The organism is Niallia sp. MER 6, from assembly GCF_023714395.1.
Classification (GTDB): domain Bacteria; phylum Bacillota; class Bacilli; order Bacillales; family Cytobacillaceae; genus Niallia.
The window spans coordinates 1-218 of the sequence record NZ_JAMAUK010000155.1 but is presented as its reverse complement, the minus strand read 5'-3'; the positions used below and the strand labels follow the sequence as shown (position 1 = coordinate 218).

Below are 218 nucleotides of genomic sequence, written 5' to 3'. Positions count from 1 at the left end.
CCGGCAGCCCGGTTAAAGAATTAAGCAGCGAATATGGCGTATCAGAAGTAACGATTTATAAATGGGTGAAAGACTTTACCCCTATTGGTTCAGAAAAAGAGGCGCTGACACCAAAAGAGTTAGCCGATATTCAGAAAGAAAACCTTCGGTTAAAACAGGAGGTAGAAATTCTAAAAAAGGCTATGGCCATATTCTCGAAAAAGTAACCGAATCAGAGC

1 pseudogene is annotated in these 218 nt (G+C 40.8%); it reads left to right on the top strand.

The features are described from left to right. Positions 1–218: pseudogene (locus tag M3600_RS29550) on the top strand (transposase); the annotation flags it as partial.